The 21,389-nt window shown below is 57.9% G+C and carries 23 protein-coding genes; 21 read left to right on the top strand and 2 right to left on the bottom strand.

Annotated elements, in window-relative coordinates:
* Nucleotide 1: 1 nt before the first annotated feature.
* From wecB to EAV92_RS17590, 11 genes are all read left to right on the top strand, one after another.
* The gene (gene wecB / locus EAV92_RS17640; protein WP_123042308.1) at nucleotides 2-1,138 is read left to right on the top strand and encodes a non-hydrolyzing UDP-N-acetylglucosamine 2-epimerase; all 1,137 of its coding nucleotides are present in this window, start codon (nucleotides 2-4) and stop codon (nucleotides 1,136-1,138) included.
* Nucleotides 1,139-1,494: 356 nt separating this feature from the next.
* A complete protein-coding gene (locus tag EAV92_RS17635) occupies nucleotides 1,495-1,743 on the top strand; it encodes an AtpZ/AtpI family protein (protein WP_123042307.1) in 249 nt (82 codons plus the stop codon).
* Nucleotides 1,743-2,156 (top strand): ATP synthase subunit I, encoded by a 414-nt coding sequence (locus EAV92_RS17630; protein ID WP_123042306.1) that lies wholly within the window; start codon nucleotides 1,743-1,745, stop codon nucleotides 2,154-2,156. The genes EAV92_RS17635 and EAV92_RS17630 overlap by 1 nt, the downstream gene beginning before the upstream one ends.
* Nucleotide 2,157: 1 nt before the next feature.
* Nucleotides 2,158-2,925: a F0F1 ATP synthase subunit A gene (atpB, locus tag EAV92_RS17625; protein WP_123042305.1), complete on the top strand. Its 768-nt coding sequence runs from the start codon at nucleotides 2,158-2,160 to the stop codon at nucleotides 2,923-2,925.
* Nucleotides 2,926-2,964: 39 nt separating this feature from the next.
* On the top strand, nucleotides 2,965-3,180 hold the full coding sequence (atpE, locus tag EAV92_RS17620) for a F0F1 ATP synthase subunit C (protein WP_123042304.1): 216 nt from the start codon (nucleotides 2,965-2,967) through the stop codon (nucleotides 3,178-3,180).
* A 103-nt stretch (nucleotides 3,181-3,283) separates the two neighbouring features.
* Nucleotides 3,284-3,769, top strand: a complete 486-nt coding sequence (gene atpF, locus EAV92_RS17615; RefSeq protein WP_123042303.1) for a F0F1 ATP synthase subunit B — start codon at nucleotides 3,284-3,286, stop codon at nucleotides 3,767-3,769.
* Nucleotides 3,766-4,311: a F0F1 ATP synthase subunit delta gene (locus tag EAV92_RS17610; RefSeq protein WP_123042302.1), complete on the top strand. Its 546-nt coding sequence runs from the start codon at nucleotides 3,766-3,768 to the stop codon at nucleotides 4,309-4,311. The genes atpF and EAV92_RS17610 overlap by 4 nt, the downstream gene beginning before the upstream one ends.
* A gap of 73 nt (nucleotides 4,312-4,384) precedes the next feature.
* On the top strand, nucleotides 4,385-5,899 hold the full coding sequence (gene atpA, locus EAV92_RS17605) for a F0F1 ATP synthase subunit alpha (protein ID WP_123042301.1): 1,515 nt from the start codon (nucleotides 4,385-4,387) through the stop codon (nucleotides 5,897-5,899).
* 65 nt (nucleotides 5,900-5,964) lie between these two features.
* Entirely contained in the window at nucleotides 5,965-6,837 is an 873-nt protein-coding gene (gene atpG / locus EAV92_RS17600) for an ATP synthase F1 subunit gamma (protein ID WP_123042300.1), read from the top strand.
* A 99-nt stretch (nucleotides 6,838-6,936) separates the two neighbouring features.
* Nucleotides 6,937-8,355 (top strand): F0F1 ATP synthase subunit beta, encoded by a 1,419-nt coding sequence (gene atpD, locus EAV92_RS17595; protein ID WP_123042299.1) that lies wholly within the window; start codon nucleotides 6,937-6,939, stop codon nucleotides 8,353-8,355.
* 27 nt (nucleotides 8,356-8,382) lie between these two features.
* A complete protein-coding gene (locus EAV92_RS17590; RefSeq protein ID WP_123042298.1) occupies nucleotides 8,383-8,784 on the top strand; it encodes a F0F1 ATP synthase subunit epsilon in 402 nt (133 codons plus the stop codon).
* A gap of 80 nt (nucleotides 8,785-8,864) precedes the next feature.
* On the opposite strand, the gene fabF is transcribed toward EAV92_RS17590, so the two are convergent.
* Entirely contained in the window at nucleotides 8,865-10,103 is a 1,239-nt protein-coding gene (gene fabF, locus EAV92_RS17585; protein WP_123042297.1) for a beta-ketoacyl-ACP synthase II, read from the bottom strand.
* Between the two features lie 125 nt (nucleotides 10,104-10,228).
* Here fabF and EAV92_RS17580 point away from each other — a divergent pair, with 125 nt between their 5' ends.
* The 10 genes from EAV92_RS17580 (at nucleotide 10,229) to EAV92_RS17535 (ending at nucleotide 20,704) form a co-directional block, all read left to right on the top strand.
* Nucleotides 10,229-11,071: a helix-turn-helix transcriptional regulator gene (locus tag EAV92_RS17580; RefSeq protein ID WP_123042296.1), complete on the top strand. Its 843-nt coding sequence runs from the start codon at nucleotides 10,229-10,231 to the stop codon at nucleotides 11,069-11,071.
* Nucleotides 11,072-11,162: 91 nt separating this feature from the next.
* Nucleotides 11,163-12,143, top strand: a complete 981-nt coding sequence (locus tag EAV92_RS17575) for a YpdA family putative bacillithiol disulfide reductase (protein ID WP_123042295.1) — start codon at nucleotides 11,163-11,165, stop codon at nucleotides 12,141-12,143.
* A gap of 78 nt (nucleotides 12,144-12,221) precedes the next feature.
* A complete protein-coding gene (locus EAV92_RS17570) occupies nucleotides 12,222-13,181 on the top strand; it encodes a lysylphosphatidylglycerol synthase transmembrane domain-containing protein (protein WP_123042294.1) in 960 nt (319 codons plus the stop codon).
* Nucleotides 13,178-14,650 (top strand): alkaline phosphatase family protein, encoded by a 1,473-nt coding sequence (locus tag EAV92_RS17565; RefSeq protein ID WP_123042293.1) that lies wholly within the window; start codon nucleotides 13,178-13,180, stop codon nucleotides 14,648-14,650. The genes EAV92_RS17570 and EAV92_RS17565 overlap by 4 nt, the downstream gene beginning before the upstream one ends.
* Nucleotides 14,651-14,657: 7 nt before the next feature.
* Entirely contained in the window at nucleotides 14,658-15,404 is a 747-nt protein-coding gene (locus tag EAV92_RS17560; RefSeq protein ID WP_123042292.1) for a glycosyltransferase family 2 protein, read from the top strand.
* A complete protein-coding gene (locus EAV92_RS17555) occupies nucleotides 15,382-16,890 on the top strand; it encodes a glycosyltransferase family 39 protein (RefSeq protein ID WP_123042291.1) in 1,509 nt (502 codons plus the stop codon). The genes EAV92_RS17560 and EAV92_RS17555 overlap by 23 nt, the downstream gene beginning before the upstream one ends.
* 171 nt (nucleotides 16,891-17,061) lie before the next feature.
* Entirely contained in the window at nucleotides 17,062-17,835 is a 774-nt protein-coding gene (locus EAV92_RS17550; RefSeq protein WP_123042290.1) for a hypothetical protein, read from the top strand.
* Nucleotides 17,836-17,875: 40 nt separating this feature from the next.
* Nucleotides 17,876-19,069: a hypothetical protein gene (locus tag EAV92_RS17545; protein WP_123042289.1), complete on the top strand. Its 1,194-nt coding sequence runs from the start codon at nucleotides 17,876-17,878 to the stop codon at nucleotides 19,067-19,069.
* A gap of 39 nt (nucleotides 19,070-19,108) precedes the next feature.
* Nucleotides 19,109-20,071, top strand: a complete 963-nt coding sequence (locus tag EAV92_RS17540; RefSeq protein WP_123042288.1) for an FTR1 family iron permease — start codon at nucleotides 19,109-19,111, stop codon at nucleotides 20,069-20,071.
* A 156-nt stretch (nucleotides 20,072-20,227) separates the two neighbouring features.
* The gene (locus EAV92_RS17535) at nucleotides 20,228-20,704 is read left to right on the top strand and encodes a Dps family protein (protein ID WP_123042287.1); all 477 of its coding nucleotides are present in this window, start codon (nucleotides 20,228-20,230) and stop codon (nucleotides 20,702-20,704) included.
* Between the two features lie 72 nt (nucleotides 20,705-20,776).
* Here the strand turns inward: EAV92_RS17535 and EAV92_RS17530 are convergent, their stop codons facing one another.
* Nucleotides 20,777-21,343, bottom strand: coding sequence for a hypothetical protein (locus EAV92_RS17530; RefSeq protein WP_164472828.1), 567 nt, complete (start codon nucleotides 21,341-21,343; stop codon nucleotides 20,777-20,779).
* Nucleotides 21,344-21,389 lie beyond the last annotated feature (46 nt).

Genomic DNA, 21,389 nt, shown 5'->3' with positions numbered 1-21,389 from the left:
CGTGAGCAAGATCAAGGTCATGACGATTTTCGGCACCAGGCCGGAAGCGGTGAAGATGGCGCCGCTCGTGCTCGAGCTTCAGAAGTTTCCGGAACAGATCGATTCCATCGTATGCGTAACGGCTCAGCATCGGCAGCTGCTCGACCAGGTGCTGGAGTTTTTCGAGATCCGTCCCGACTACGATCTGAACGTCATGCAGCAACGCCAGACGTTGACCGGTACGACCATCCGCGTATTGGAAGGGCTGGAGCCCGTGCTCGCCGAATCCAAGCCGGACATCGTGCTCGTCCATGGCGATACCCAAACTTGTTTCCTGGGCAGCTACGCGGCCTTCATTCAGCAGATCCAAGTCGGGCACGTCGAAGCGGGCCTGCGCACTTGGAACAAAATGTCCCCGTATCCCGAAGAAATGAACCGCCAGCTGGCCGGCGTCTTGTCCGACGTTCATTTCGCTCCGACGCAGCAATCGGCGGCGAACTTGCTGAAGGAAAATAAACCCGCCGACAAAATCTACGTCACGGGCAACACGGCGACTGACGTGTTCCAGTACACGGTGGATCCGGGCTTCGAACACCCTGTTTTGGAGTGGGCGAAGGGCAAGCGGATGATCCTCATGACGGCTCACCGCCGCGAAGCGATCGGAGAGCCGCACCGCAACATTTTCCGCGCCGTCAAGCGCATTGCCGACGAATTCGAGGACGTCGCCGTCGTGTACGCGGTGCACCCGAATCCGGCCGTGCGGGAGCCGGCGAACGAAATCCTGGGCTCCCATCCGCGGGTCAAGCTGATCGAGCCGCTCGACGTGTTCGAATTCCATAACTTCTATCCGCATACGTTCATGATCATGACGGATTCCGGCGGGCTGCAGGAAGAAGCGCCTTCGTTCGGCGTTCCTACTCTCGTGCTCCGCGATACGACGGAGCGTCCGGAAGGCATCGAGGCGGGCACGCTCGAGCTGGTCGGAACCGATGAAGATCATGTATACGGCAGGGCCAAAGCTCTGTTGACGGAGCCCGCGCTGTACGAACGCATGAGCAAAGCCGCCAACCCTTACGGGGACGGACAAGCCTCCAGGCGGATCGTGCAGGCGATCCTCCATCATTTCGGCAAAGGCGAAAGGCCGGATTCGTTCCGCTGAATCGTCGGCCCTCATAGTCGGGAACCCTTTCCTCCGGAGCGGAGGAGGAGGGTTCCCGTCGTGTATCCGCCGACTTTTCGACGTGCTGCGGGACGTTTGCCGAGGAAAAGGCTTCCAAAGTCTTTCTACCATCCCGCAAACCGGCATACAGCATACAGTCGAACTGTATGGTTCGAAAACCCGAAAAGTCTTGATTTATCAGGGTTTCCGGGCTTGTCCGTTCACACAATTTTTGAATTTCGTTTCATTGACAAACGTCGTAACCGAAAGATACAATAAAACGTGGAACATGGGGGAGAAAAGGCTTACTTTCCGGGCTTTTTCGACTTCCGTGGGCATCGAAGGAGCGAGTAGAAATGACGGACTCCCCTCAGCGGAACAAGCCGCCTCAGGACATCAACCCGTGGAAAACCGCGGGACTGGTTATGGGGCTCGGAGTGGAGCTTGCGGTATGCGTCGGACTCGGTTGGTGGCTGGGGACGGTGTATGACGAACGGAACGGTACCGATTTCGGATACCTGACGGGCGTCATCGTCGGGCTCGTGGCCGGCATCGGTTCCGCCGTCGCGCTAATCCGCAAGTTTTCGGGGGAACGGAGGACGTAATGAACGACTTGCCCGTTTTGATGCGAAGGAATACGCGTTTGACGTTCTTTTTTTTGTCCGTAGGTTTCTTGGGCATGGTATTCCGGCCCGATTGGAAGCCGGTTTTCGGAGGTTTCTTGATGGGAGTGGCGGGGGGCTATCTCATGTCCCTGCATCTGGCATGGAAGGTGCAGGCCATCGCGGCGAAAGCCGCGACCGGACGACGCGGCCGTTTCGGAACGTTCGGCTTCGTGTCCCGCGCTGCAATCGGCGTGTTGGCCGCGGTGATTTCCGTCCGCTACCTGGAGTTCAATCTCCCGGCGACGGCGGTCGGTTTATTAGCGGGGCCGTTGGTCACACTGTTATTGGGATTATTCGCCATAAGCCGCCAATCCGGCGGTCACTCCTCCGATGAAAGGGGTGAGAAGCAATAAGATGGAACATTTAGCGCCTTTGCTCAAGATCGGCGGATTCAGATTGGACTTGGCCGCCCTTTTCATGATCGTCCTGTCGAGCCTTATCGTATTCGTGTTGTGCCGCTTGGCCGTGCGGAACGCGTCGGTCGAGAATCCGGGCAAACTCCAGAACTTCCTGGAGTGGGTCGTCGAATTCGTGCAAGGAATCATCGGGCAAGCGATGGACTTCAAGAAAGGCAAACCTTACTTGGCTCTGGGCTTGACGCTGATCCTGTACATTTTCGTGTCCAACATGCTCGGCCTTCCGTTCGGCATCGTAACGGAAGCGCACGACGCCGGTCATGCGACCTTCCTCGGGCAGCAACTGTACGTGGAAGGGCAGCCTGAACACCTGGCCTTCAATTGGTGGAAGTCTCCGACGGCCGACGCCTCGATGACCATGGCTCTCGCTCTGATCGTCATCGTCCTGTCGCACATCCAAGGCTTGCGCCACAACACGAAGCACTATCTCAAGCATTACACGCACAACCCGAACATCGTTTTCCTTCCGATCCACCTGATCGAAATCGTGTCCAAGCCCCTGACGCTCGGCTTGCGTCTTTTCGGCAACATTTTTGCCGGCGAAGTCATGATCGGCGTTATTCTCGGGATGGGCGCGATCGGCATTCCGGCCATGATCGTATGGCAAGGATTCAGTATTTTCGTAGGCTGCATTCAGGCTTTCGTATTCACCATGCTGACGATGGTTTACATCTCGCAATCCATTGTCCATGAAGAGGATCATTAATCAAGTACACAAACCCATTTTTCGAGGAGGATTTACACAATGGAATACGGTTATTTGGCAGCAGGTATCGTTTTTGGTCTGGGTGCGCTCGGCGCTGGTATCGGTAACGGTTTGATCTTCAGCAAAACGGTCGAAGGCATCTCCCGTCAGCCTGAGCTTCGCGGTACGTTGACGGCTACGGCGTTCATCGGCGTAGGTCTGGTAGAAGCAATGCCGATCATCTCCCTCGTCCTCGCGTTCATGTGGGCGAAGTAATCTATCGAACCGCAAGGCGCGGAGTGCCTGGAGCCTCCTCGCCTTCCTTTTGCCATTAACGCACGCAAGATGAGATTAGCCGTGTGAAAGGAGTGAAGGTCCGTTGAGTTTCTTATGGGAAAATTTCCTGATTCAGTTGATCGCATTCGCTGTCCTGTTCTTCCTTCTGCAGCGTTTTGCATTCAAACCGTTGTTCGGAGTCATGGAGAAGCGCCGCCAAATGGTGTTGGAGCAGATGGAAAGCGCTCAGAAAAACCGTGACGAAGCGAACCAATATATCGAAGAGCAGAAACAAGCCCTTCAACAAGCTCGCAAGGAAGCTTACGACATCATCGAGCAAGCGAAGTCGACGGGCTCCAAGCAAGCGGACGACATTCTCGCGGCCGCCCGCAACGAAGCCGGCCGTTTGAAAGAAGAGGCTCTCCGCGACATCGAGAGCGAGAAGAACAAAGCGGTTGCCGCTCTTAGAGCGCAAGTCAGCGGCTTGTCCGTCCTGATCGCGTCCAAGATCATCGAGAAGCAAGTCGATGAGCAAACGCAGCAACAGTTGGTCGAACAATACCTTCAAGAGGTAGGGAATAAGTCATGAGCCGGGGGACAGTCGTAGCGCGGCGCTATGCCAAGGCGCTGTTCGAGCTGGCCCGGGAACAAGGGCTTGTGGCGGAAACCGAAATCCAATTGCAAGCCGTGGTCGAAGCCACGCAGAAAGACGCCGAAATCCGCGCGTTCCTGGCTGCTCCGGGCATCACGACGGCTGACAAGATCAAGGCGCTTCAAGCCGCATTCGGCGACAAGGCGTCCGCGATCGTTCTCAATACGATCAGCCTGCTGATCGAACGCGGCCGTCACGGCGAGCTTGCGTCCTTGCTGGACGCGTACCGTCTCGTGTCGGGCAGCGTGCTCGGGCGCGCGGATGCGGTGGTCACTTCCGCTAAACCGCTGACCGAGGATGAGAAAACCAAATTGGCGACCCAATTCGGATCGCTGATCGGTAAAACCGTGCGCGTAGAAAACGTCGTCGATGCAGCGCTGCTCGGCGGGCTCACCGTCCGCATCGGGGATACCTTGTACGACGGAAGCCTTCGCGGCAAGCTGGATCGGCTTTCCAAGCAATTGCAAGCGTCCGTGTAATATATGAACGGGCAACCGGCCGCGGCGTGGCCGCCGGTACGCGGTTGCGTCGTAGAAACAGGGGTGAAACGAGTTGAGTATCCGACCTGAAGAGATCAGCACGCTGATCAAACAGCAGATCCAGAATTACCAATCCGATATCCAAGTCGTTGACGTCGGAACCGTCATCCAAGTCGGTGACGGGATTGCCCGCGTTCACGGTCTTGAAAAGTGTATGGCCGGCGAGCTCCTCGAGTTCGAAGGCGGCGTCGTAGGCATGGCGTTGAACCTCGAAGAGGACAACGTCGGTGTCGTTATCATGGGTCCCTACACGAACATCAAAGAAGGCGGCCAAGTGAAGCGCACCGGCCGCATCATGGAAGTTCCGGTAGGCGAAGCTCTGCTGGGCCGCGTAGTCAACGCGCTCGGCCAGCCGATCGACGGCAACGGACCGGTCGCCACGACCGAATTCCGTCCGATCGAGTCGCCGGCTCCGGGCGTTATGGCCCGTAAATCCGTTCATGAGCCGATGCAAACCGGCATCAAGGCGATCGACTCGATGATTCCGATCGGCCGCGGCCAACGCGAGCTCATCATCGGCGACCGCCAAACGGGTAAAACCCAAATCGCGATCGACACGATCGTGAACCAAAAAGGCAATGGCGTGAAATGTATCTACGTCGCCATCGGACAGAAGCAATCCACCGTCCGCGGCGTCGTCGAAACGCTGCGCAAAGCAGGCGCACTCGATTACACGATCGTCGTATCCGCCAGCGCTTCCGAGCCGGCTCCGCTGCTCTTCATGGCGCCGTACACCGGCTGCGCGATGGGCGAGTACTTCATGTACAAAGGCGAGCACGTTCTGGTCATCTATGACGACTTGACCAAACAAGCCGCAGCATACCGCGAATTGTCCCTGCTGCTCCGCCGTCCTCCGGGACGCGAAGCTTATCCGGGCGACGTATTCTATCTCCACTCCCGCCTTCTCGAGCGCGCAGCGAAGCTGAACGACGAGCTCGGCGGCGGCTCCCTGACCGCGCTTCCGTTCATCGAAACGCAAGCGGGCGACGTATCGGCGTACATCCCGACGAACGTCATCTCCATCACGGACGGCCAGATCTTCCTGGAAGCCGACCTGTTCTACTCCGGCCAACGTCCTGCCGTTAACGTCGGTATCTCCGTATCCCGCGTCGGCAGCTCCGCGCAGATCAAAGCGATGAAGAAGGTCGCGGGCACGCTGAAGCTTGACCTTGCCCAATACCGTGAACTCGCCGCGTTCGCGCAATTCGGCTCCGACCTCGACAAGGTTACGCAAGCCCGCTTGAACCGCGGCGTGCGTACTCTCGAGATCCTGAAGCAAGGCATCAACCAGCCGCTGCCGGTTGAACGCCAAGTCGTTTCGCTCTTCATCGTGACCCGCGGTCACACCGACGATATCCCGGTTCAGGACGTACGCCGATTCGAATCGGAATTCCTGACCTACTTGGATGCCAACCGTTCGGATATTTTCGCGTCCATCCGCGACACGAAAGATTTGACTTCCGACAACGAAAAAGCGCTCGTGGAAGCGATCGGCGCATTCAAAAAAGGCTTTGCCGTAACGGCATAAGACGCGATACAGGCGGCCGGGACCGTTCCTAGCGGCACGTCCCGGCAATAAGGTGGTGAATTGGATTGGCTAAAGGCATGCGCGAAATCAAACGCTCGATCAAGAGCAAGCAGAACATGAAGCAGATCACCAAAGCGATGGAGATGGTTTCGGCGGCGAAGCTCAAACGCGCGCAGAACGCGGCGCTCGCTTCCCGGCCTTACGCCGACAAGCTCCGCGAGGTGGTGTTCAGCATCGCGTCCGGCTCCAGCGGCGTAAAGCATCCCATGCTCCAGAATCGCGAGGTGAAGCGGACGGCTTACCTGGTGATCACTTCCGACCGCGGTCTGGCGGGCGGCTTGAACACCAACTTGCTCCGCAAGCTTCTGATCTCGATTCGCGAAAGGCACAGCTCGAAGGATCAGTACGCCGTGTTCGTCATCGGGCGCAAAGGCCGCGACTTCCTGAAGAGACGGGACATTCCGATCGTGGAAGAAGTGACCGGAATGAGCGATTCCCCGACGTTCGCGGACGTGAAACCGATCGCGGCAGCCGCCGTCCAGGGATTCGAGAACGGAACCTACGACGAATTGGTCCTGGTTTATAACGAGTTCCGCAACGCCATTACGCAAATCCCGACGCTGCAAAAGCTGCTTCCGCTTGACGCGAGCGAGCTTAACGGCGCCGGCAATGGCGCGAAGGCGGACTACGAATACGAGCCGTCCGCGGAGGAAGTTCTCCAAGTTCTGCTTCCGAAGTACGCGGAAACCTTGGTGTACAGCGCGCTGCTGGACAACAAGGCAAGCGAACACGGTGCGCGGATGACGGCGATGGGCAATGCGACGAAAAACGCCACGAAAATGATTCAGCAGCTCACGCTGACCTACAACCGCGCGCGCCAAGCGGCAATTACCCAGGAAATTGCGGAAATTGTCGGCGGCGCGAATGCGCAAGCATAACGTACTACAAGCATTTTTAGCGGGGCCCACGAAAAGGAATCGAATAAGCTTCAACGCTTAACGTCACTTTTTGGGGAATATGTTTTAGGAGGGACACGCATGAACAAGGGACGCGTTATTCAGATCACGGGTCCGGTCGTCGACATCGAGTTCGACCACGGCCAACTGCCCGAGATCCTGAATGCCATTCGTATTGAGCATAAAGCGCAAAATTCCGGCGAGCGCGACATCGCATTGACGGTCGAAGTCGCTACGCATCTTGGCGATAACCTCGTCCGTGCGGTTGCCATGTCTTCCACGGACGGTCTTGTCCGGGGCATGGAAGCCGTCGACACGGGAGCTCCGATCACGGTATCCGTCGGTCCGGCTACGCTGGGACGGGTATTCAACGTATTGGGCGAGCCGATCGACAACGCGGGAGAAGCGGATAAAGCGATCACTTACCCGATCCACCGCGCCGCTCCTACTTTCGAAAACCTCTCTACCCAAACGGAAATGCTGGAAACCGGCATCAAGGTCGTCGACCTGATCGCTCCTTACACCAAGGGCGGTAAAATCGGTCTCTTCGGCGGCGCCGGCGTAGGCAAAACCGTCTTGATGCAGGAACTGATCCACAACATCGCATCCGAGCACGGCGGTATTTCCGTATTCGCAGGCGTAGGCGAGCGTACCCGCGAAGGGAACGACCTCTACCACGAAATGGCGGAGTCCGGCGTTATCTCCAAGCTTGCGATGGTATTCGGCCAGATGAACGAGCCTCCGGGAGCGCGTCTGCGCGTCGCACTGACGGGCCTGACGATGGCGGAATACTTCCGCGACGAAGAAGGCCGCGACGTTCTTCTGTTCGTCGACAACATCTTCCGCTTCACCCAAGCGGGTTCCGAGGTATCCGCGCTTCTCGGCCGTATGCCGTCCGCGGTAGGTTACCAGCCGACGCTGGCGACCGAGATGGGCCAATTGCAAGAACGCATCACCTCGACCAAAAAAGGTTCGATCACGTCGATCCAGGCTATTTACGTACCTGCGGACGACTACACCGACCCGGCTCCGGCTACGGCGTTCGCCCACTTGGACGCAACGACCAACTTGGAGCGTAACATCGCAGCCATGGGTATTTTCCCGGCGGTTGACCCGCTGGCTTCTTCTTCCCGTATCCTGGCGCCTGAAATCGTCGGCGAAGAGCACTACAACGTCGCGCAAGGCATCAAACGCCTGCTGCAACGCTACAAAGAGCTTCTCGACATCATCGCCATCCTCGGGATGGACGAATTGTCCGAGGAAGACAAGCTCGTCGTACTGCGCGCCCGCCGCGTTCAGCTGTTCCTTTCCCAGCCGCTGCACGTCGCCGAAGCCTTCAACGGCATCCCAGGCGTATACGTGCCGGTTAAAGAAACGATCCGCAGCTTCAAAGAGATCCTCGAAGGGAAGCATGACGATCTCCCGGAACCGGCTTTCCACAACGTCGGCGTAATCGAAGACGCTGTCGAGAAGGCCAAAAAACTCGCTGCTGCGGTTTAATCCGCCGACGGCCAGGGAGGAATCGAAATGAGCACCCTACGACTCGAAATCGTCACGCCTGAACGCAAGGTGTACGAGAAAGACGTCAACATGGTCGTTGTCAAAGGCGTCGGCGGCGAGCTCGGTATTTTGCCGAACCACGTTCCGCTCGTCACCCCGCTCAAGATCGCGCCCGTGAAAGCCAAAATCGACGGCAAAGATGAGTACTTGGCCGTTCATGGCGGTTTCATGGAAGTCCGCAAGGACAAAGTCGTGATTCTGGCGGAAGCGGCCGAGCTGGGCCATGACATTGACGTCGTCCGTGCCCAACAAGCCAAGGAACGCGCCGAGCGTCGTCTGACCGACAGGTCGACCGAGCTGGATCACAAACGCGCGGAGCTCGCTCTGCAGCGTGCGCTGAGCCGGATCTCCGCCGCCGGCGGCGAATAAGGCCAACAATAACGAAAAGCCCATCGCTTTCCCTGTTCAAGGGAGACGATGGGCTTTTTTTCTCATCAGGGAGTCATGACTTATGCTCGCCAAGATTTAAGCGCGATAACCGCGTTATGGCCGCCAAAGCCGAAGGAATTGGACAACCCGATGGACAACTCGGCTTCCCTTGCCCGTTCCGGGACATAGTCCAAATCGCACGCGGGATCAGGCTGCTCGAGATTGATGGTTGGCGGAATGATGCCGTGTCGCAAGGATTGCGCCAAACCGATCGCTTCCACTGCGCTCGATGCGCCAAGCAAATGACCGGTCATGGACTTGTTCGCCGTCACCGGGATTCGGCCGGCTGTTTCGCCGAACAGCTTTTTAATGGCCAAAGTTTCGGAAATGTCACCGATCTCCGTGCTCGTCGCGTGCGCGCTGATGACCGATACGTCTGCGGGTTGAATGCCGGCTTCTTGAATCGCCAGCTTCATCGCATTGTAAGCTCCGGTCCCCTCCGGATGAGTGGCCACCATATGGTAAGCGTCCGAGGTGGCACCGTAACCGATCACTTCCGCGAAGATCGGCGCGTTCCTACGCAAGGCGTGAGAGAGCGACTCCAACACGAGAATCCCCGCTCCTTCCGCCATGACGAACCCGTCCCGTCCTGCATCGAACGGTCGGCTGGCTTTAGCCGGTTCGTCGTTGCGGCTCGATAAAGCCGTCGCGTTGCCGAAGCTCGCGAGCGAAAGCTCCGTGACGGCTGCTTCGGCTCCACCAGCAACGACCGCATCCAATACGCCCCAGCGGATCGACCGAAACGCTTCTCCGATCGATGTATTGCCGATGGAGCAAGCCGTAACCGGAGACATCGTCGGACCTGTTATGCCGTACTTGATGCTGATCATGGCCGCCGCCATATTCGAAATCATCATGGGCACCAAGAGGGGACTCACGCGCTCGGGTCCCCGCTCGTGCAACAGGGTGTCCTGATCCACTAAAGTCTGCAAGCCGCCTACGCCGGAGCCGACGAAAACGCCGACCCGTTCGCTATTCACCCGTTCGAACTCTAGTCCGGATTGCGCAATCGCCTGCTCGGCGGCCGCCAGAGCGAATTGGGAGAAGCGGTCCATGCGCCGGGCCTCTTTCCGGCCGAATAACGCCTCCCCGTCGAAATCACGGACAAGGCCGGCAATTCGGGACTTGTGCCGGGAAACGTCGAACCTATCGATCCGCGAAATCCCGGATTCTCCCCGAATCAACCGATTCCAATAGCTTTCCACGCTGTTTCCGAGAGGAGAGACAACGCCCATCCCCGTAATCACCACGCGTTCCATGCCGTCACCCACCCATTCCCGTCAAAATCTGAAAATATCTTGCCATGCCGGTTATCCTATTACAAGATATCGTTTATCATAGTACAGAGAGTACCACGATCAGAATAGACGAGAAGGGTGAAGAGATGGACAGGGAAGCGAGACTTCAAGCGTTGTCCGTTTTTTTAAAAGCAAAACGAGTCAAAATCCAGCCGGAGTCCGTCGGTCTAGCCCCGGGCGGCCGCAGAAGGACGCCAGGCCTCCGCAGGGAAGAGGTCGCCCAGTTGGCGGGTGTCAGCACGACATGGTATACCTGGTTGGAGCAAGGGAGGGACATTCGCATGTCGGCTCAGGTGTTGGACTGCATCGCTTCGGCGTTGCGGCTGACGGTCGACGAACGAAAATACTTGCATGCCTTGGCGCTGGAGTCGGGTTTGGGCACAGCCATGCAGCAGCAAGAAGAACGCCCGGAGATCAGCCCACCCCTTCGTAAAATCATGGACGAGCTGCGCTATTGTCCGACGGTGATCACGGATAGGAGATTTAACATTGTCGGTTGGAACGAAGCGGCCTCCTATGTTTTCCTGGATTTCGAACAGATTCCATTTGATAGCCGCAATATGATCAGGCTCTTGTTTACGCGGAATGAGCTTCGCAGGTTGGCCGTGAATTGGGAGCATTTCATCCGAGGGTATCTGGCCATATTCCGCGCTTATTACGGCCAATACGTGGAGGATCCTTGGTACGGTCGTTTCGTGGACGAGATGAAAGAAGTGCATCCCGATTTTGCTTCCCTATGGGAGCAGAGCGAGGTGAAATCCGCTCCGGAGGTGCTGATCGAATTCCGGCACGCCAAAGCGGGGAAAATGCTCTTCCATCTCACCTCGCTGCAAGTTCAGGGCAGCGCGGATTTGCGGTGCAGCGTCTACACGCCGGCTCCGGATTCGTCTACCGAAAATAAACTCCGAAGAAAGATGGACCCGAGATAGCGGACCGGCTCTCCGTTCGTTTTTGCTTCCTCCATGGCGTTGCAGTAAAATTTACGGATAAGAAAAACAGCAGGTTGGGAGCGCGAGAAACGTGAAAGCAGAAGACGTCATCATCATCGGCGCCGGGCCTTGCGGGTTGTCCGCGGCCGCGGAGCTTCAGGATAAAGGATTCGACCCGCTGATCATCGAGAAGGAGAACGTCGTTCACTCGATCAGCTGCTATCCGATCAACATGCAGTTCTTCAGCACGCCCGCGTTGCTGGAGATCGCCGGGGTGCCTTTCATCACTCCTCATGACAAGCCTTCGCGGTTGGAGGCACTTCACTATTACCGGACCGTGTCCGAGCGCCGGAACCTGCGGATCCGAAGATACGAGAAAGTGACCGCCGTAGAGAAAACGCCGTCCGGAGAATTCGTCGTCCGCTCCGTCCGCCGCGGCGGCGAAGCGCTGGAAACGCGGGCGCGCGCGGTCATCGTGGCCACCGGCTATTTCGATCATCCAAACCGTATTGGCATCCCCGGAGAGGATTTGCCTCACGTCACGCACTTTTTCCGGGAGGCTCACCCTTACGCGGGTACGCGCGTCGTCATTATCGGAGGCAGCAACTCCGCGGTCGATGCGGCGCTCGAGATGGAGCGAGTAGGGGCGAAGGTGACGGTCGTCTACCGCGGGGAATCCGTTTCGGCGAACATTAAACCATGGGTTCGTCCTTTGTTTGAAGGGCTGGTCAATAAGGGTCGTATTGAACTGCGGCTTCAATCCCGCGTGACGGCCATTCGCCCGGAAGAAGTGACGGTGCAGTCGGGAGATTCCAGCGAGATCGTGGGCTGCGACTTCGTGCTCGCACTGACGGGTTTCCGCCCCGATCGCGGGTTTCTGCGGGCAATGGGCGTTCACGCCCCGGACGGCGACATTCCGCCGACGCATGATCCGGAAACGATGGAGACGAACGTGCCTGGTCTGTATTTGGCCGGCGTCGTATCGACCGGACGGGACGCGAATGAAATTTTCATCGAAAGCGGACGTTTTCATGGCCGCAAAATCGCGGCTCATTTAGCCGCCAAGAATTGACGCAAAGAGACCGTCCAAGTATACTGGTTGAGACATTGAGAATGTTTCTCATGTACGGGGCTTGACGGAGGCGTCGCCATGACAGCGATAGGGAAGCGCGTTAAAGGAACCGTCGGCATCTTGATGCTGGCGGTTTTCGTGTTGCTTGCGGCGCGTTTCCTTCACGGCGGTGAACTCTCTTCCGTCATGGAGTCCTTGCTCCGATCCCCTTGGACGCTTGTGCTCATGAGTCTCGCCTATGCACTTTCATTTTATGTGAAGGCATGGGCTTGGAAGATTTACGCGGGTGCCGGACAGCCGGTATGGAAGCACTTGGCGCCGATCGGGTACAGCTTGCTCATCAACCATTTGCTGCCGGTGAAGGCCGGCGATCTCGTTCGAACCGGACTGGCGGCGAAAATGGAAGGAAAGAAGTACGACGAAGCCCTCCATACGGTTGCGGTCATGAGAGCGATGGACGTTTCCGTATTGGCGTTGTATGGTGTGCTAGGTTTGGCCCTGCTCGGCGTCGCTTGGGTGCCCGGTGCCGCTTGGCTGCTGGTCCCGGCAAGCGTTCTAGGCGCGGTGATCGTCCTGCTTGCGCTTCGTACAGCCGCGCGGAAGGGCAGCAGCTTCGCCCTTCGCCAATGGGAGCTGCTCGGCCGCCTTCGCAGCGGGAAAGCATTGGCGGCCTGGCTCGTGACCGCGGTCAGTTGGGTGCTGGAGGGCTTCGTTCCTTACGGCGTGCTTCACGTTCTGCACGCCTCCGTCTCCTTCGTGGAAGCGGTGTGGGCGGGCAGCATGACGGTGGCGGGCCAGATATTCCACGTGACGCCAGGTGGGATCGGCACGTATGAAACGACGATGTCCGCTTCTTTGGCCGCTTTGGGCATGGACGGCGAAACCGCATTGGCGGTGGCGGTCGTCTCCCATGGCTACAAATTTCTGTTCTCGTTCGCGGCAGGCGCCATATCCTGGCTCATTCTGCCGATATCCTGGAAAGAAGGATCCGGTTGGCTGTCCCGCCGCCGGCTCGGAAAGGTAGGGCCTGCCGAATGAAACGCGCTTCCGGTTTCGAAATCGTCGCCGCCAGAGCTTGGAACTTGCTGAACGAAGGGCGTCCTTTTACGCCGATCTTCGTCTTGGGCACATTCCTGCTGTTCCATGCGGGAAGTTGGGCTGACGCGAATTTTTGGACGGATGCCGCCGTGGCGCTGCTGGGCACGCTGCTGCTGTTCGCCGTTTATTTTGCCTATGATTTTCCGCTCTATCTGCGAAACTATCTGTGGCTTCCGCTTGTGGCCGCTCTCGTCATTTGGGGCGGTGCCCGGGAGATGCTGGGGCTGTGGCTGACGGGGATCGGCCTGTTCTTCTTTTTCACGGTGTTTTTCTGGGGGACCTTCTACTATCATCTTCGCATCGGCACCTCCTGGCTGAACTTCACGAGGTTCTGGAAGCTGGTGCTGCAGCACAGCGATTCGACGAGCGGCAATGCGCAGGAGCAGCTCCCCAAAACGTTGCTTCTGCTCTATCTGATGGAAATGCTCTACCGCTGGAGCGCCTCTCCTTTCGGCACGATCTCTAACGCCTGGTTTGAGGCGATCATTTTCGAAGCGGCCGTGCTTGTATATGCGTGGGTGCTGCACTGGTATCTATTCGATTGGAAGCCGGAGGAACGGAACGAATCCCCGGCGACTCTGCCGAAGGTAGAGGGGGCAGTCAGCCGCAAGGTTTACGTGCTCGTGGTCGACGGCATGCGCAAGGACAGGTTTGAGGAGGCCGATGCTCCGTTCCTCAAGAAGCTTCGGGCCGAAGGGACCGAATATACGGCCATGGAAACCGTGTATCCCGCCCGAACGGTCGTCTGCTTCTCTTCGATGTTCACGGGAACGTATCCGCGGGAGCATGGCATCGCTTCGAACATGGTCTGGCGGCTGGGCGTCCGGACGGAGACGATTTTCGATTCGCTTCGGAAGGTTGGCAAAAAGGGGCGTCTTGTCGGCATCGCGCATCTGATCGATTCGATGGGGGACGACGTGGACGCGGTCACGGCGGTGGCCCACTTCGACGAAGCCGACCCGATGGCGGTCGCGTTGGCAAAGCAGGTCGTGGAAGAGCATGACCCGGATTTGCTCGTCCTGCAGCTGATCGGCACCGACCAAATCGGCCACAGCCGGGGTGCCTTGTATGACGAATACCGAACGAAAATCGAACAAGCGGACCGGCTGCTGGAGGAATTCGTCGGCTGGCTCGAGAGCCGGGGGGCGATGGAGGAAGCGACCGTCATCGTCTGCGCGGACCATGGCCAGGCGATCGGGATCGGCGGCCATGGGCATCTGGATGAAGGCGAGAGATGGGTGCCGTTTTTCATGTCCGGTCACGGCGTCCGGAAAGGCGTCACCATCGAAACGCCGCAGACGCTCGTCTCCATGGCGCCAACGCTCGCCTACTTACTGGGTGCGCCGTATCCGAGTCATAGCAGGGGGCCCGTTCTTTCGGACGCTCTAAACGAAATAGACAAAGGATAAATCCCTCATGAAAATCATCGTGTTTCTGCCTGCTTATAACGAATCCATGAATATCGGCGACGTCGTCGCGAGAATTCCCCGGGAGTTTCGTCCGGGTGTCACCGTGGAAGTACTGGTCGTGGACGACGGGTCCGTGGACGGCACCGCCGAAGCGGCCCGTCGCGCCGGCGCCGACCACGTCGTGTCACTTCCTAAGAACATGGGACTGGGTGCGGCCGTTCGGGAAGGGCTCAGACTCTGCGTCGAGATGGGCGCCGACATCGGACTCATGATCGATGCGGACAACGAGTATCCGCCGGAACAGATACCGGATGTGCTTGCCCCCATTCTCGAAGGAACGGCCGACTATACCATGGGCTCACGCTTCAAAGGGACGATTCGTGGCATGACGCTGCTTCGCCGCCTTGGCAATTATACGTTTACGTTTTTGCAAACCTTGCTGTTACGGAGATGGATCTGGGACGGCCAATCGGGCATGCGCGGATTCAGCCGCCGGGCCATGGAAGCCGCCCGGATCGTGCACGACTACAACTACGCTCAGGTTCTGACTTTGAATCTGATCCGGCAAGGTTTCCGGATGCAAGAGATCCCGATCGATTACCGCGTCAGGACGCAAGGCGAGTCCTTCATCAAGTTCCGGGCCTACGTCTCCCGCGTGCTTCCGGCCATTTGGAGAGAATTGCGTTTGCCGACGGAAGGACGAACGAAGGAAAATAAAAGGAGGGGCAAACATGCGGGGGGCATGGGCGGCTAAAATCGGATGGGCCATATGCGCGGTACTTCTCATCGCCTATGCGGCGTTCGGAGCGCTTCTTCTGTCCCCTTGGGCGGCCTCGTGGGACGAAGTCGACTTCGTGTTGGCGCTGGACCGGTTCGACCTCCTGGCCATGCAGCCTCATGCACCCGGATACCCTTATTTCGTATTGGGCGGGCAGCTGATTCGATCGTTCATCGAGGACCCCGTCAAGGCTCTCGGGGGATGGAATCTGCTGCTCGCTTGCACGTCGGCTTTCGCGGTATATCGGATCGGGAGACGATGGCTCACCATCCCGTATGCCTGCTTGGCCGCGGCGATCGTGCTGACCGTTCCGATGAACTGGACGCTTGCCGTCCGGCCGATGTCGGACGGGGCGGCGCTCGCGATATTATGGTGGTATCTTTGGTCGCTTGTACGTTTGGCGGAGAAACGCTCAAGCGGCAGGTGGCTTGTCGCGGCGTTCCTATTCGGCTTGCTGATGGGAACGCGGCTCTCTTATGTTCCTTTCGGCATAGGTTTGTTGATCATATGGGCAGGCGTATGGCGTGACGCGAGACTGTCAGTAAGGGCCAAGGCGGCAAGATTAACGGGATGGGCAGCCGCCGTGTCGGCGTTCCAATTCCTGTGGGTGTTCGCCGTCGGCGCCGCCGAAGGGAGCCTTGCCGAGACGCTGCGCTTGTTCGCGGGATTCGGAGAAGGGCACTTCACCGAATGGGGCGGCGGCGTGGCGCAGCCAGGGTTGCCGCTCGGCGAACGGATTTGGCGGTTCGCGGCGGATAACTGGCTGTGGACGGGGTTGTTTGCACGCTCGGCATGGCTCGCCGCCGCGGCCGGTTTGTTGCTCGCTTGGACGGTATGGGCGGCATATCGGCGGAAACCCAGCAATCGTCTGAGCGTCGGGAGGCTTCGCAGGTTCGCCGTATCTCCCGCGGGCATCCTGATCGTCTGCGCGATCGCCTACGCCCTCTGGGCGCTCCTCGGGCAAAACATCGCCAAGACCCGGCACATCGCGCCGCTTGCAGCGATGTCGATATTCGCACTGGCCGTTTGCGCGGGGCGGTTGAAGGCAGCCAAGCCCGTTACGGCTGTTCTCCTCACGGTGCTCGCCTTGGTGCAAACGGCGGAGGGTGCCCGTCTCGTCGTTCTTCAACACAAGGAAGAGCCAGCCGTTTATCAACTTGCGGATGCGTCAGCCCAAGATGTCAGCCCTTCGACGGTGCTGTATACATGGGAAGAAGAACGGGTTCTTCGCTATCTGAACGTACCCGTTGAGACACGCCCCATTTTCACATACTCTTACTTCCTCGCCAACATCGAGGCTGAGCGGAATGCCCGGATCCTTCTTACGGGAAGCGTGTGGGAGGAATTCCGTAAGCAAGCCGATTTGCCGGACACCAAGGTTCGACGGCTGGGGGCATTCCAATCCGATGACCGACTGGACCCCGTTTACGGCAAAATTGAGTTGTACGAGTGGATCCGGTAAAAGTGGGCATTCTGTGAACGATTTTCGGAATGATCCTCCACTCTATTGACACTCTAATTGAAAATGATTATCATTACCTCTGGAGCCGACGGGATACGAGAACCGCGTTCGGCGCCATCGGGGATACATAACCCTCGATTCGGCAGCTCGGATCGACCGGAAGGTGGAACGATGAATTTGCTTAAAGTCCGCATGTTAATCGCTTTGGTTTCGGCCCTGCTTCTGGCCGGAATCTTTCCTGCATCCGCCGGCGCTTATTCCTACGGGAACGCGAATACGGAGGCCGTGGCCGAAACGTTTAAATTGATCGCCTCCAAGCTGAGCGCGGACAGCCCCGACTGGACGGCCGCCAACGCGGCTTATGCCGAACTCCGTTCGGAGCTCGATTCCCATTTCGGCAAGGATGTCACGAAGGAAATGGACGATGCGTTCGCGGCCAAAGACAAGGATCGCGTCCTGAAGGACTGGAAAGGCGTACTCGTCTTGAACCTCGACAGGCGCTTTACGTATGCGGAGCAAGGGTTCAATAACTACAGCGATGCCAAGCTGCTGTTGGCTAAAGCGCGCGCGACTTATGAAACCTTGAAGCCCTATCTGTCCGGCACGCCGGCGGAAGGGAAACAGGAGGAGCTCGACCAGGCGTTCGACAAGGCGCTCGAAGGGCTTGGCAACCCGGGACTTCTCGGCGTCGGCAAGAAAGAACCGAACCCGGACCTATTCAAACAAAACATCAAATTGATTTACGATACGGTAGCGCCTCTGTTCCCGATGGCCAACGGGATCACGGCTGGCGAGGCTTCTCTGGACCCGGCCGCTTCTCCGGCGGCTCACGCGCCGATGGAAGAAACCAACAAAACGAACGGCACGGTCACGATCGCGGCGATTATCGTCGTGCTCGCGCTGGCCGGTCTGCTGTTCTGGCGGATGCGCCGCCGCAAGTCCTAATATCTTTGCCAAAATAATAATGACGCGGGGTTTTCCTATCATGAATAAGATTTCCGTTTCTCTATCCGTTCTGATCATCGCCGCAACGCTTTCCGCTTGCGGATCCAAAAACAAGGATGCTGCATCATCCGCGCCTGCGGCCTCGTCCGCTTCCGCATCTCCTTCGGCTGCGGTGTCCGCATCGCCATCGGCTTCGCCAAGCGAAACCGCGACGCCGTCGCACGAACCTCTTGCGATCGACGTCTCTAAGCTATCCTCCAACTTCAATGAGATCGTGGAAATGGCAGAAGCGAAAAAAGACGTCAAGACGATTCAGCAAACCTATGTGCAAAACTTCCAAACCTACGTGAAAGCGATTGACGCCACGCTGGCGGAAGGCGCTCCACGAATCGACGAGAACATTTCGTTCGTGCTCGACCATGGCGTTTCCGGCGAAATGAACGCGGATCAGGTAGCCGAAGCGGTAGAGAAAGGCCTGATCTGGTATTTCTACTTCCAAGTGAAAAACCTCGTCGACAAGCAGGCCGGACCGGCTCTCAAAGACGGAGACTCCGCCAAAGCATCCGCGCTTCTGGAACAGGCAATTCAAGCTTATAAAGCAGTGCTGGAGCCTTTCGTCGAAAAACGTGACGCCAAGTTCAACACGACGATGAAGGATTCGATCGCAAGTGCCGTCATCCCGGCGCTTCAAGCGGACGTGAAGGCCGGCAACGTCGCCGACTTTAACGTGCATCGCCAAATGCTCGACAAAACGATGATCAAAGCGTTCACGCTCGCGACGTACAATTACGGAGAGAAGATGCCGACGGTCGAAAAGGCCGAACAAGCCAAAGAAATGACGGAAGGCTACTTCCTGTTCCTGCCGGTGTACCAGTATTTGAAAGGCGGAAGCGAAGCCGACGCCGATGCCGTCAAAGACGCGTTCGGATCGGGCGATGCCTCCAAGGTCGTACCGGCCAAGATCAAAGCTTCGCTCGTCACGGCCTTGACCGGTAAAGTGAAGGAATATTTGCAGGAATCCCAGCAAGAATTGAAAGACGGCAAAAAAGACGACTCGCGCGTCCATGCCATGGAAGCGGCCATGTTCGTATCCGCGCACGAGGTGTTCCTCGGCGCCGGCTACGCGTCCGTCTCCTCCGCGAGCGAAGCCTACGTCAAAGCGATCGACGACGGCAACGCCGACGAAGCGAAGAAGCAGGCGGACGCGATTCTCGCCGCCCTGTCCAAACTGTAATCCCCAATCGCACGTTAAACTGGCAACAGGAGTGATCTCGTGAATTTGCAGGCATTTCTCATTACGTTCCGCGAGGCGATGGAAGCGATTCTGATCGTAGGCGTGATTTTGACCTACCTGAAAAGAATCGGCGAAACCCGCTGGAGCAAATGGGTATGGGTAGGCGTCGTGCTGGCCTTGGTCGCAAGTTACGGGGTCGCGCTCCTGTTCCAGGTTGCGCTCACCGGATATGAAAGCATGTCGAACCAAAACTACTTGCGCATCGGCATCATGCTGGCTTCAACTGCGCTGCTGACGCACATGATTTTGTTCATGACGAAGCAAGGCCGCAGCCATCAGCTCAGCGTGCAGACGAAGGTCGCCGCGATTCTGACGACGGGCGGCATTCTCAATATGGTGATCCACTCTTTCCTGATTACGCTCCGGGAAGGCGTGGAGACGGTGTTTTTCTTCGCGGCGATCGGCGGCGGCGACATCCAGTCGGCGATGAACAACTGGGGTGCGCTTCTTGGCCTCGTTACGGCGTGCGTGATCGGGTATCTGTTTTTCCGGGGAACCAAGCGGATCTCCTTGAAGCATTATTTCCGCGTGACCAGCGTGTTCCTGATGCTGATCGCCGGAGGCTTGCTCGTGCAGGCGGTCGGCATCATGCAGGATATCGGCATCATCGGTTCCGCTTACCGTACGGCCGGCGGGCAGATCGCCGAGGTTTACAACATCGAATGGTTCATGCCGGAGCATCCGAACGATGAGGCCCACTATATCCGCGACACGGGGCATCATCCGCTGATCAACGGGCAAGTCGGCGTCTTTTTCAAAGCGTTCCTGGGGTACACGCACAATCCGTCGTTGGAGGAGTTCGGCGTCTACTGGGCGTATTATTTCTTCGTCTTCCTCGTCCTGACGCGTCGCAAAAAACCGGATACGGCCGCTTCCGTTTCCGAGGGCGCGGAAGGGCCGGAAACGGTCGGAAACGCGCCGGTTCAGCGGCAAGGGGCTTAAGGATCGGATACGAAATCATTACCGAATCTTCGCTTGGAGCGGGGGTTCGGTTTTTTATTTGGCTAGGTTTCGAGAGCTTTATTGGTTGGACGAGGGCGCGATCGGGTAAAGTATGACGGAAGAAACAGCACAATTGAAGGAAAGGTTGTGACCGTAATGGCCGTGAAGGAAAAAGATCTCGCGAAGCCGGCGAAACAACTGCAGCAGACGCTCAACGAACAGCTGGCGAACTGGTCGGTGGCGTATTTCAAACTTCATCATTTCCATTGGTACGTGAAAGGTCCGCATTTCCCCGTGCTCCACGCGAAATTCGAAGAGCTGTACAATTTGTCCGCGCTGAAGCTGGACGAGCTCGCCGAGCGCATGCTGGCGATCGGGCTGGAGCCTGCTTCGACGATGAAGGAGTATCTCTCCCTTGCCTCGATCAAGGAAGGCGGCAAAACCGGCGGTAACGAAGCCGACATGCTGGAGATCGTCGTAGCGGACTTCGAGAAAATGGCGGAAGGCCTCAAGGAAGCCGGCACGATGGCCGAGGAAGAAGCCGAGGACGGCCCGACGGCGGATCTGCTGTACGGCCAAGTCGAGGAACTGCAGAAGCAGATTTGGATGCTGAAAGCGACGCTCGGCAAGTAATCGCTGCGGCGTGAAGGAAAAAGCCAGACGTTGGATGCCCCGATGGGCTCCGCGTCTGGCTTTTTGCGTGGATTAATACCGCTGCGCTTCTCCCACGTTTACGGTGACGATACCGTAGCGCTGCGGGGTATCGGCCGTCGCGCCGAACCAAACCTCGCCGTTGCCGGCCATGACGCCTTCGTCGTTCACGAACAGCTTGTTTACGTCTTGGTCGGCCAGCGCTTTGCGGACCTTGTCGGTGAAGATGCGGTCGTACTGCCTCACGAAATCCTCTTTCGTTTTTACTTCCACGGCGACTTTGCCGACGTTGACACGGATCGGGTACAGCGCGTTTTCGGCGGCCAGTTCCTTGTCGTTGCGTGCGGCGGCGTCTTTTACGGTTTCGAACATTTTGCGGGATGCCGCGGGATCGGTAATGCCGGCGACTTCATACGGGTTTCCTTGCGTGACCGCCCCGGAAGTCGAAGGCGCTGGGCCTGACGGCGTAGCGGAGGCGGTAGCGGCAGCGGGTGAAGAGGAAGCCGCTTCGTTCGAAGCGCCGCCGGATCCGCAAGCGGCAAGGCCGATCGTCAAACCGGCCGCGAGCAGCAGCGTGAAAGCCATTCGAGGCGCCCGAAGCGCCGATTTTAGGTTGTGCAAGTTGTTCATCCCTTCTCGTATCATCGCCAACCATTATAGCATTCGC

It is taken from the genome of Cohnella candidum (assembly GCF_003713065.1).
Classification (GTDB): domain Bacteria; phylum Bacillota; class Bacilli; order Paenibacillales; family Paenibacillaceae; genus Cohnella; species Cohnella candidum.
Note: the sequence above shows the minus strand (reverse complement) of the source record. Positions and strands in the feature narration are given on the sequence as shown.

Excerpts from the sequence above, each read along its gene's own strand:
- EAV92_RS17580 (WP_123042296.1), top strand. The coding sequence starts at position 10,229 with ATGGACAGGGAAGCGAGACTTCAAGCGTTGTCCGTTTTTTTAAAAGCA.
- EAV92_RS17555 (WP_123042291.1), top strand. The coding sequence starts at position 15,382 with ATGCGGGGGGCATGGGCGGCTAAAATCGGATGGGCCATATGCGCGGTA.
- EAV92_RS17635 (WP_123042307.1), top strand. The coding sequence starts at position 1,495 with ATGACGGACTCCCCTCAGCGGAACAAGCCGCCTCAGGACATCAACCCG.
- EAV92_RS17535 (WP_123042287.1), top strand. The coding sequence starts at position 20,228 with ATGGCCGTGAAGGAAAAAGATCTCGCGAAGCCGGCGAAACAACTGCAG.
- EAV92_RS17590 (WP_123042298.1), top strand. The coding sequence starts at position 8,383 with ATGAGCACCCTACGACTCGAAATCGTCACGCCTGAACGCAAGGTGTAC.
- atpE (WP_123042304.1), top strand. The coding sequence starts at position 2,965 with ATGGAATACGGTTATTTGGCAGCAGGTATCGTTTTTGGTCTGGGTGCG.
- EAV92_RS17565 (WP_123042293.1), top strand. The coding sequence starts at position 13,178 with ATGAAACGCGCTTCCGGTTTCGAAATCGTCGCCGCCAGAGCTTGGAAC.
- fabF (WP_123042297.1), bottom strand. The coding sequence starts at position 10,103 with ATGGAACGCGTGGTGATTACGGGGATGGGCGTTGTCTCTCCTCTCGGA.
- atpD (WP_123042299.1), top strand. The coding sequence starts at position 6,937 with ATGAACAAGGGACGCGTTATTCAGATCACGGGTCCGGTCGTCGACATC.
- EAV92_RS17550 (WP_123042290.1), top strand. The coding sequence starts at position 17,062 with ATGAATTTGCTTAAAGTCCGCATGTTAATCGCTTTGGTTTCGGCCCTG.
- EAV92_RS17545 (WP_123042289.1), top strand. The coding sequence starts at position 17,876 with ATGAATAAGATTTCCGTTTCTCTATCCGTTCTGATCATCGCCGCAACG.
- EAV92_RS17560 (WP_123042292.1), top strand. The coding sequence starts at position 14,658 with ATGAAAATCATCGTGTTTCTGCCTGCTTATAACGAATCCATGAATATC.
- EAV92_RS17610 (WP_123042302.1), top strand. The coding sequence starts at position 3,766 with ATGAGCCGGGGGACAGTCGTAGCGCGGCGCTATGCCAAGGCGCTGTTC.
- atpB (WP_123042305.1), top strand. The coding sequence starts at position 2,158 with ATGGAACATTTAGCGCCTTTGCTCAAGATCGGCGGATTCAGATTGGAC.
- EAV92_RS17630 (WP_123042306.1), top strand. The coding sequence starts at position 1,743 with ATGAACGACTTGCCCGTTTTGATGCGAAGGAATACGCGTTTGACGTTC.
- EAV92_RS17570 (WP_123042294.1), top strand. The coding sequence starts at position 12,222 with ATGACAGCGATAGGGAAGCGCGTTAAAGGAACCGTCGGCATCTTGATG.